12 protein-coding genes are annotated in these 8,697 nt (G+C 54.6%); 7 read left to right on the top strand and 5 right to left on the bottom strand.

Features of this window, described 5'->3' with window-relative positions; translation table 11 throughout:
- Positions 1–411: transposase (locus tag BEN30_RS16125; RefSeq protein ID WP_170827049.1), on the top strand; the 411-nt coding region annotated here is incomplete at its 5' end.
- Between the two features lie 157 nt (positions 412–568).
- Here the strand turns inward: BEN30_RS16125 and BEN30_RS16120 are convergent.
- From BEN30_RS16120 to amrB, 4 genes are all read right to left on the bottom strand, one after another.
- Positions 569–1,621 (bottom strand): L-threonylcarbamoyladenylate synthase, encoded by a 1,053-nt coding sequence (locus BEN30_RS16120; protein ID WP_069959343.1) that lies wholly within the window; start codon positions 1,619–1,621, stop codon positions 569–571.
- A 516-nt stretch (positions 1,622–2,137) separates the two neighbouring features.
- Positions 2,138–2,914 (bottom strand): 3'(2'),5'-bisphosphate nucleotidase CysQ, encoded by a 777-nt coding sequence (cysQ, locus tag BEN30_RS16115; protein WP_069959342.1) that lies wholly within the window; start codon positions 2,912–2,914, stop codon positions 2,138–2,140.
- 78 nt (positions 2,915–2,992) lie between these two features.
- Positions 2,993–3,634: an AmmeMemoRadiSam system protein A gene (gene amrA / locus BEN30_RS16110; RefSeq protein ID WP_211563451.1), complete on the bottom strand. Its 642-nt coding sequence runs from the start codon at positions 3,632–3,634 to the stop codon at positions 2,993–2,995.
- Positions 3,631–4,431 carry an AmmeMemoRadiSam system protein B gene (gene amrB / locus BEN30_RS16105; RefSeq protein WP_069959341.1) on the bottom strand — a complete coding sequence of 267 codons (801 nt, stop codon included), beginning with the start codon at positions 4,429–4,431 and terminating at the stop codon, positions 3,631–3,633. The genes amrA and amrB overlap by 4 nt, the downstream gene beginning before the upstream one ends.
- Positions 4,432–4,480: 49 nt before the next feature.
- Between amrB and amrS the strand changes: the two genes are divergently transcribed.
- The 5 genes from amrS to BEN30_RS16085 all read left to right on the top strand — a co-directional run bounded on the left by amrS (position 4,481) and on the right by BEN30_RS16085 (position 7,973).
- A complete protein-coding gene (amrS, locus tag BEN30_RS16100) occupies positions 4,481–5,578 on the top strand; it encodes an AmmeMemoRadiSam system radical SAM enzyme (RefSeq protein ID WP_069959340.1) in 1,098 nt (365 codons plus the stop codon).
- Positions 5,579–5,817: 239 nt separating this feature from the next.
- A complete protein-coding gene (locus tag BEN30_RS19260; RefSeq protein WP_211563449.1) occupies positions 5,818–6,129 on the top strand; it encodes a transposase in 312 nt (103 codons plus the stop codon).
- Entirely contained in the window at positions 6,011–6,547 is a 537-nt protein-coding gene (locus tag BEN30_RS16095) for a transposase (RefSeq protein WP_281201852.1), read from the top strand. The genes BEN30_RS19260 and BEN30_RS16095 overlap by 119 nt, the downstream gene beginning before the upstream one ends.
- A gap of 109 nt (positions 6,548–6,656) precedes the next feature.
- Entirely contained in the window at positions 6,657–7,031 is a 375-nt protein-coding gene (locus BEN30_RS16090; RefSeq protein ID WP_069959339.1) for a hypothetical protein, read from the top strand.
- 3 nt (positions 7,032–7,034) lie between these two features.
- On the top strand, positions 7,035–7,973 hold the full coding sequence (locus BEN30_RS16085) for a hypothetical protein (RefSeq protein ID WP_139135088.1): 939 nt from the start codon (positions 7,035–7,037) through the stop codon (positions 7,971–7,973).
- On the opposite strand, the gene BEN30_RS16080 is transcribed toward BEN30_RS16085, so the two are convergent.
- A complete protein-coding gene (locus BEN30_RS16080; protein WP_069959337.1) occupies positions 7,967–8,272 on the bottom strand; it encodes a hypothetical protein in 306 nt (101 codons plus the stop codon). The genes BEN30_RS16085 and BEN30_RS16080 overlap by 7 nt on opposite strands.
- 113 nt (positions 8,273–8,385) lie before the next feature.
- Between BEN30_RS16080 and BEN30_RS16075 the strand changes: the two genes are divergently transcribed.
- Positions 8,386–8,697: IS5 family transposase (locus tag BEN30_RS16075; protein ID WP_211563444.1), on the top strand; the 312-nt coding region annotated here is incomplete at its 3' end.

Genomic DNA, 8,697 nt, shown 5'->3' with positions numbered 1-8,697 from the left:
TCCGACACCGTCGCCCAGGCCGCGCAAATGACTGGTGTCGATCCCGAGCGGATTTATGCCGATAGGGGCTATCGCGGCCATAATTACGAGGGCGAGGCCTCGGTCATGCTGTCCGGACACAAGCGCGGATTGAGCCCCCAAATGAAGCGTGAGTTGAAACGAAGATCGGCCATCGAGGCGACCATCGGGCATATGAAAACCGATGGCAGGCTTGATCGAAACTTCCTAAAAGGCCAAACTGGCGACGCCATCAACGCTCTGCTGGTTGCCGCAGGCCACAACATGCGCCTGATCCTCAACGCCCTGGCATTTTGGCTTGCCTGGATCATGAGCGTGACAGAAAAGACAGTCAAAATAGTAAAAACGGATACTTCCCGACTTATGATCCGATACCAAACATCAATGGCTTAGGCATTGTTCAGGGCGAACTATTTGGTGAACGATATTGTACCCACCTCGCCATCCCCGGGCTTGTCCCGGGGGGCCACGCCTTAAAACCATAGCAACGCCTATAAAGCCGTGGATGGCCGGATCACGTCCGGCCATGATGGAGGAGGGGGGGGGCGTCTTAGATGACGATGTTGCCGATGGGGTCGTGGTATTTGGGCGGAGCACCGGGCGTTTCGCCGTCTTTGGGGGCGCTGGCGCGGTTGAGGCGGTCGTTGATAGCGCGGCCCAGTCCCGTGTTGGGGATGGGCACCACGGCGATGCCGCGGATGCCGGGCATGTCGAGCGCACGTAGCATGATGAACAGATTGGCGGCGGCCTCAGCCAAGTCACCCGTTTTGGACAGGTTGATGGCCGCACGGCGCGGCATATCGGGGCCGAAGGTGATGAGGCTTTCGCCCTTCACACGATCTTTGGGCTCGACATTGATGCGCAGCGGAATGGACGGCGCGTAGTGGCTTTTCAACTGCCCCGGAGCCTTGATGTCGCCATCGCTGCTCGGTTCTGCAGAGGGCATTTGCACCGGGCCGACGACGGCTTCGATGTCTTCGACGGCCACGCCACCGGGACGCAGCAACACCGGGACCGGGCCGGTGACGTCGATGATGGTGCTTTCCACGCCCACCGGGCAGGAGCTGCCATCAATGATCAAGTTGAGGCCTTGACGGTCTTTGAATTGCATCAAAACGTGAAGCGCCAAGGTGGGGCTGACGTAGCCCGATTTGTTGGCGCTGGGGGCGGCGACGGGGACATCGGCTTCGGCCAGCAGGGCCAGGGCGACGGGGTGGCTGGGCACCCGCACGGCAACCGTATCCAACCCGGCGGTGGCCAGCAAAGACAGCGGCCCATCGGCTTTGCGTTTGAGCACCAAAGTCAAAGCACCGGGCCAAAAAGCATGGGCGAGCTTTTGCGCCATGTCATTAAATTCAGCCAATTTGGCGGCCTGAATTTCATCTTTGACGTGAACGATCAAGGGGTTGAAGGTGGGGCGCTCTTTGATGGCAAAAATGGCGGCGACGGCCTTGTCGTTGGTGGCGTCGGCACCTAAGCCATAGACTGTTTCGGTGGGAAAGGCGACCAAGCCCCCCGCGCGCAGAATTTCGCCCGCTTCTTGGGCGGCAGCGGGAGAGGCTTCAACGACTTTAAAATCGGGCAGGGCTGTATCGGTGTTCATTGATCTCGGCTCAAAATTCCTGATGCGGGGGTTTTACGCTCAAGTGGGGCTCGCGTCCAGACGGTTCAAGTTTTTAGAGGAAATTGCACATGAGGAAAACCGCCGAGGCGCTTGTCCCGACGGCTTCCTTTGGTTTCACTTATTCTGCGTTTGGATCAGGTCGCCCACATACGGGCACATATGAAGAGTCTTAATTTGGACCTCGGCAATGGCTCTCGCCACTGGCTCCAGCAATGGCCTTGGTGTGCCTGCGCTTACGGTCTCAGTTTCAACATCCTTAAAAAGGGTGCCCCAAAAAGGGTGATGGCCTGTCCTGCAGTCACAGCACTGAGGTGCTGCGGCTTTTTCGCGGCATCTGGAGGTCTTCCTTGAGCCGGTATGATAAATTGTGAACTTCCCCTTTAGGACCGTCAAGGCCCAGGTCTAAGAACATAGACCGCTTGACATGCCCCCAGTCCTGAAAAGGGTAGGTTTTGGGAGCTTTTGCGGTCAGTAGTGCTGACGTTTTTGGGGGGATTAGGAAGCCTGTATGCCCTTGGCAACAAAATGCGGATTTTCAAAACCGGGCTTGCCATAGGTCAGTTCACGGCCGTCCAAATCGGTGACCGTGCCACCCGCGGCGTGCAAAACGGCGTGACCTGCGGCGGTGTCCCATTCCATGGTCCGGCCCAGACGCGGGTAGATGTCGGCAACGCCCCGTGCAATGGCGCAAAATTTAAGCGAGCTGCCCGCGCTGGTTTCGTCGCGGATATTGAATTGCTTGAGAAAATCATCCGTTTCCGGCGTTTTGTGACTTTTGCTGACCAGTGCCGTCAAGCCCGTCGGGGACCATGGTCGACATTTGATTTTTTTCGGCCCATCGCCCAAATCGGCGAAGGCACCCAGCGGGCTGCCCACATAAACATGGCCTGTCACCGGGGTGTGGACCACGCCGACCACCGGCCTGCCAAGGTCAATCAGGGCAATGTTGACGGTAAATTCCCCGGTTTTCTTAACGAATTCTTTGGTTCCATCCAAGGGATCGACCAACCAGAACGGCCCCCCATCCAGAGCCGGGGCGACACCATCGGAAAAAGCTTCTTCACCGATGATGGGGAAGGTGTCGCCAATTTCTTTGATGATCGCCTTGGTGATGACGGTCTCAGCCTTTTGGTCGGCCAAGGTGACGGGCGAATTGTCGCCTTTCAGCTCAACGTCAAAATCTGAGTTGTAGACGGTCATGATTTCTCGACCCGCGCGAACGGCGATCATGTGCAGACTATCCAGCAAAGACAGGGTGATGTTCAAGGTCATGGCACAGCCTCGTCGGTTGAGAATCTGCACGTAGAGTAAGGGGCTCAGAGGGAGAGTTCAATTCTTTCGCGAAGTTTCTTACTCGGCATCAATGTCTGGCCAAGCCGCTCCTGTTTCGGCGGCGATGAAGCGCCACGCCCTGAAGCTGTTCGACCAATGGGTCGCGGACATTCCCGCCTTGGTTTTGAGATGGCCCAGAAACTGCGCCGGGTCCGGCAGTTGCGACCACACGGATGGCAAAAACAAGGCTCGGCGACCCATATCTTCGATGATCAGGCCGTCTTCACCCACTTTAAGCGTGGCGATCAAATCGGTTTCATCGTTGAAAGCGAAGGCAACGGCGGGGCTGAGCACGGACAGGTGAATGTCCAACGCATCCACTTCATCAATTTTAAGGGGCGCGAAGCGGGGGTCCTTAAAGGCCGAACGAAAGGCGTTTTCCGCCACATCAACGGCCAAGGGTCGCCACGCTTCGGGCGAACCGATGCAGCCTCTCAATCGTCCTGCTTTGTTCAAGGTGACGAAGCAGGCCCCCGGCTCGGTCATTTCTGAGGGCAGGGTCTCGGTCGCCGGGGCCAAAGGCTTGCCGGTGTGCAGGCCGTGCAAAATGGAACCCTTGGCGATTTGTAAAAAGACGTCCCCATGGGCGTTGAGCAGGGCGCGGGTCTTGGCGGCGAAATCGGTTTGCGAGGCAGGCTCGGTCATGGAAGGCTCGGTCATGTCTCGTTATCCCAAAAGCCCCACGCGCCATAGCCCACCACCTGCTTGCGCGTCCCTGCCGTGTCGCCGGAATTGCGCAAATCCAAGGTTCGCACATGAAGGTTTTTGCGTTTTGCCACCTCCAACAAGCCTTTGACGGGTATCCGTCCGCAGGCCTGGTGGGCGTCGATGGCGTTTGTATCCAAGTGCTCAATCGCCGTTGAAGTCCGAAGGTCAATGGCGCAGGCGGTGTCGTAGTCTAAATAATGGCTGAGATCGCTGGAAATGACGATCAGCGTTTCCACCCCGCCCCACACGAGGTCAAGCACGTCGCCGACCTCTCGGGGACTGGCTTGGCCGACCACCATAGGCAGCAATTTAAAATCAGAAAGCAGAACCTGCAAAAACGGCAGGTGCACTTCCAGACTGTGTTCTTGGGCATGGGTGGCGTCAAAGGTTTGCACCTGGGGCAAGGCCAACAGGGCTTCATCCAAATCGTGGTCGATTGCGACGGACCCGAGCGGGGTTTGAAATGCGTCGGCGCTGGACAAGGCCAAACCTTGAACGGCAACCCGGTGACACGGCCCCAGCAGCACCACCCGTTTGACGATGTCTTTCAGCGGCTGGATGTGGGCATAGGCATGGGCGGCGACGGGGCCGGAATAGATGTAACCCGCGTGCGGCGCGATGATGGCCTTGGGCGGCACGCCAACGTCCTGCCCGGCTTCACCCAGGAAGGCTCTGACCTGACCCGCTAAGGTCACGGCGTCGGCGGGGTAAAAGGTGCCCGCGACGGCAGGGGAACGCACATTGTTCATGGTCAATATGGTATACTGTTTCAGGCTTAAGTGAAACCGAGAGTGTCAGATGAGTACGCAAGAAAATGCCTTACCGTTTCCAGAGGCCGTGACCGGGCGCTATTGGCATGCGTTGGATGATGGACGCGTTCAGTGCGACCTGTGTCCGCGCGCCTGTAAAATCCATGACGGCCAGCGCGGCCTGTGTTTTGTGCGCGCGGCGCAAAACGGCGAAGTGGTGCTGACCACCTATGGACGCTCCAGCGGGTTTTGCATCGATCCCATCGAAAAAAAGCCGCTCAATCACTTTTTACCGGGCACCCCGGTGCTGTCGTTCGGCACGGCGGGGTGCAATTTAACGTGCAAGTTTTGCCAAAACTGGGACATCTCCAAATCGCGGGAATTTGATGTTTTGGCGGCTCAAGCCTCGCCTCAGGCCATTGCTGAAAAGGCCAAAGAACTGGGCTGCAAAAGTGTCGCGTTCACCTACAACGACCCGGTGATTTTTTTGGAATACGCGGTGGACACGGCCAAGGCCTGTCATGCTTTGGAGGTGAAGACCGTAGCAGTGACGGCGGGCTATATTTCGCCCCCGGCCCGGGCGGAGTTCTTCAGCCACATGGACGCGGCCAATGTGGATTTAAAGTGTTTTACGGAAGATTTTTATCAGCGTTTGTGTTCCGGGCATTTGCAAGACGTGTTGGACACGCTGGTGCATCTCAAACACGAAACCGACGTGTGGTTCGAACTCACCACCTTGTTGATTCCCGGTGAAAACGATTCGCCCGAAGAAATCGAGGCCATGAGCAAGTGGGTGGTGAAAGAACTGGGACCCGATGTCCCCATGCACTTCACCGCGTTTCACCCCGATTGGAAAATGCGCGATTTGCCGAGAACCCCGCACCAAACCCTGTTGGATGCCCGTGCCATCGCGTTGGCCAACGGGGTGCGTTATGCCTACGTCGGCAACGTTCATGACTTAGAAGCCGAAAGCACCTACTGCCACAGCTGTGGCCAACGCCTCATCGGGCGAGACTGGTATGTGTTGTCCGAATGGAATGTGACGCCGGACGGCTGTTGCGCGCAATGCCATACGCCGGTGGGCGGCGTCTTCGATGGTGCGCCCGGCACGTGGGGGGCAAAGCGGGTTCCTGTGCGCATGCCTTAACGTGCGCATGCCGCGAACCATCGCTCAAGGTCCAAGTTTTTCCGATAGAAAGCGCAGAGGTCCGATGCTTGCGTTGGTGCGTCCGCCGTGCGGGCGTTGGACGAGAGGGGTCACCAATGGAATCAATGGCAAATCAAAAATCAACAATGGGAGAATCAATGGGGTCAGAGTAAATTGATTTGCGTTAATCTCTCAGCTAAACTCCCCTTCGCGGATATTTTGTGAAACGGAGATCATAAATGGCACGGCTTGCACGGTTGAACATCGTAAATGTTCCGCAACATATCATTCAGCGCGGCAATAACCGCCAAGCCATATTTTTCCACGACGATGATTACGCGCTCTATCTCGAAAAGCTAAAAGAGTATAGCCAAAAATACGGCGTCGCCATTCATGCATATATTTTGATGACTAATCACGTTCACATAACTCTTGACCCCCGCAACAGAGACCGGCGTCAGCAAATTGATGCAAGATTTGGGGCGCTACTATGTGCGCTATATCAATCAAACCTACAGGCGCTCTGGGACATTGTGGGAAGGCCGCTATAAATCGACTTTGGTGGGGGAAGAGGGATATTTTCTGACCGTTAGCCGCTACATCGAACTCAACCCCGTCAGAGCAAAAATGGTGCGCAATCCAAAAAATTATCCGTGGTCGAGCTATGGTCGAAACGCACTTGGCACCGACAACAACCTTTTAACCGAGCACCCCTGCTATCGAGCCCTTGGTCGCAGCAAACCGCAAAGACGAAAAGCCTATCAAAACCTATTTACGGACCGCATCTCAACATTCTCGCTGGAAGAAATTCGGACCAACACAAACAAAGGCTGGGTCCTCGGCAATAAACGCTTCAAATCTGAAATTGAGAAAATGACGAACAGGCGCGTTGAACCTAAACCCAGAGGCGGAGATCGTAAGTCACAGGCTTATAAGGCCGAAATGAACAAGAAACAGGGCAAATCATAAAATCACTTTACTCTGACCCCATTGATTATTCATTGATTCCTTGCATTTTCTGTTTTCGGGGGCGTGTGTCGTGCTAGGCTATGTCCAAGCAAATATCAGGACGTAGCCCATGACCAACACCCGCATCGCCCACGCCTTTCCCGACCTTTCCGAGGGGCAAGCCCTCTTGGCGCTGCTTAGTGAGACGCTGGAGTTAGCGCGGGACTTGGAAATGACGCAGCGTGAGATCAAAGGTGCTAATGCTGAGCTGACACAGGCGATCATCGCCAGCGCGGGCTTGGCGGATGAGATTGAGGCGGCGGAGAAAACCGCCCATGCCACCATCGTGGAAATCCTTGCGCGCGTCTCCGAAGGCGATTTGAAGGCAGGGCGCGACAACGGCTTACTTTTACCTGAGGACTATCAAGAAGCCCTGAAGGCCATGCGCATCCTGAGTCTTTCGCGCGGGCATTCGACTGGGCGTGAAGATGAGCGGGAGGTGTAACGCGTGCAAGCATTTCACAACAGCATAGCCATGTTCCGTTATGTCTTTTTCTTATTCAGCTTTTTGTATTTGTGGCCGACTAACACCTTTGCCACAGAACAAAGCCAAGTATCGATTTCCGCTCTTGTCGAAAAGGCGAAAACAGCCCTTGCAGAGCAGGATGAGCATACCTTCGACACCACGATGGGTGATCTTTATGAACGCATAACAGGCTTTACTTTGCCTCCATCAGATTCTGATGCGAAGTTCACGTTACCTGAAGGTGTGAGTGAGGCTGAATACATCGAAAAAACGTGTAATTACGCCCGATTAACCGAGCCCATATTCACACGGGAGCTTTTGGATGTCATCCGCCACCAAACGGCATTATTGGCCTATTCTGTCGTCTTAGAGGGAGAAGAGGACGAGCCTTACGTCCGCGCCATGATGGAATGCGAGGATAAGGACGGGCGGGTGTTGGAAACTTCAAAATTCATGCGCGAAGGCATTGCCTGGGCCAAAACATTTCAGGCGGCGGATACCCAACAAGCCATGCTCATGGCTAAAGATATTAAAGCGTTGGCAAAACAAAATCCGCAAATAAAAGAGCTAGAAACACTATCCAAACTTGTTGGTTATCACACACAAGACAAACAAGAGATGGAAAAACCAAAGTCTGACGCCAGCAAGAAAAACATCGATAACATTGCTTATCGAACCAGACTCGTCGAGAAAGCTCATAAAGGCAACCTGAGCGCCCAACTGACAGTCGCACATGGTCTCGAAACTGGAAATATTTTCAGTCAGAACAACGCAATGGCCTACTTCTGGTACAAACGTGCATACCAAAACAGCGGTGGGGAAGAAGCCCAATCCGGGATGGACAGGCTGCTTCCCCACTTAACGGATGTGGATTTGATATCCATTGATGTATGGACCCGAAGAGGGCACCGGCCCTATTGACGATTGTTATCCGCCCGATTTTGGGTACATTCGTTGAAACGGCGCGCATATTCATCGGCAATTTCCGTCCGCTGTTTACGCTCTTGTTCCAGTTTGTTAATACTATCCTTCACTTCAGCAAGTTTGGCTTCCAGATCTGCAATGCGGTCCCTTTTAAGTGCTCTAGCGTAAGCGCGATTGTTTATGCTCGTACCCTGTTTTCTGGTTTCCCCGTCGATAATCTTCATTCCAATTCGACCGCTTAAATATTTTGAGGTCGTATCTGAATTCTCTTCAGTCAAGAATTCATCTATATCCATTGACCGAACGTGCTCAAGGTCAGCAGTTAGCGTCTCTTGCTCATCTAGGGTCAGAACTCATTAACCTTTCAGTGATTCAATAGCTTGAAGCTCAAAAAGGAGATTTTCAGGCTATGAAGTGCAATTTCTGGCTCTCTGACGAACAATTTTCACTGATTGAACCGCATTTACCTTACCGTGCCGCCGGCAAGCGTCGCAAGGATGATCGGCGCATTATCAGTGGTATCATTCATGTTCTGCAATCCGGTTGCCGTTGGCAGGATTGTCCGCCGGAATACGGACCATCGACGACGGTTTACAACCGTTATAACCGCTGGTCGCAGAAAGGGATCTGGCAGTACATGTTTGCGGAACTGACGGCAGCCCTGTCGGGAACACCAGAACAAATCTCCATCGACGCCTCTCATGTCAAAGCCCACCGTTGC

This window comes from Magnetovibrio blakemorei, assembly GCF_001746755.1.
GTDB classification, from domain to species: domain Bacteria; phylum Pseudomonadota; class Alphaproteobacteria; order Rhodospirillales; family Magnetovibrionaceae; genus Magnetovibrio; species Magnetovibrio blakemorei.
This window is presented reverse-complemented; position numbering and strand designations above follow the sequence as displayed.

Bases quoted from the DNA above. Each gene is read 5' to 3' on its own strand.
- amrA (WP_211563451.1), bottom strand. From the start codon at position 3,634: ATGACCGAGCCTTCCATGACCGAGCCTGCCTCGCAAACCGATTTCGCC.
- BEN30_RS16080 (WP_069959337.1), bottom strand. From the start codon at position 8,272: ATGGATATAGATGAATTCTTGACTGAAGAGAATTCAGATACGACCTCA.
- cysQ (WP_069959342.1), bottom strand. From the start codon at position 2,914: ATGACCTTGAACATCACCCTGTCTTTGCTGGATAGTCTGCACATGATC.
- amrS (WP_069959340.1), top strand. From the start codon at position 4,481: ATGAGTACGCAAGAAAATGCCTTACCGTTTCCAGAGGCCGTGACCGGG.
- amrB (WP_069959341.1), bottom strand. From the start codon at position 4,431: ATGAACAATGTGCGTTCCCCTGCCGTCGCGGGCACCTTTTACCCCGCC.
- BEN30_RS16090 (WP_069959339.1), top strand. From the start codon at position 6,657: ATGACCAACACCCGCATCGCCCACGCCTTTCCCGACCTTTCCGAGGGG.
- BEN30_RS19260 (WP_211563449.1), top strand. From the start codon at position 5,818: ATGGCACGGCTTGCACGGTTGAACATCGTAAATGTTCCGCAACATATC.
- BEN30_RS16120 (WP_069959343.1), bottom strand. From the start codon at position 1,621: ATGAACACCGATACAGCCCTGCCCGATTTTAAAGTCGTTGAAGCCTCT.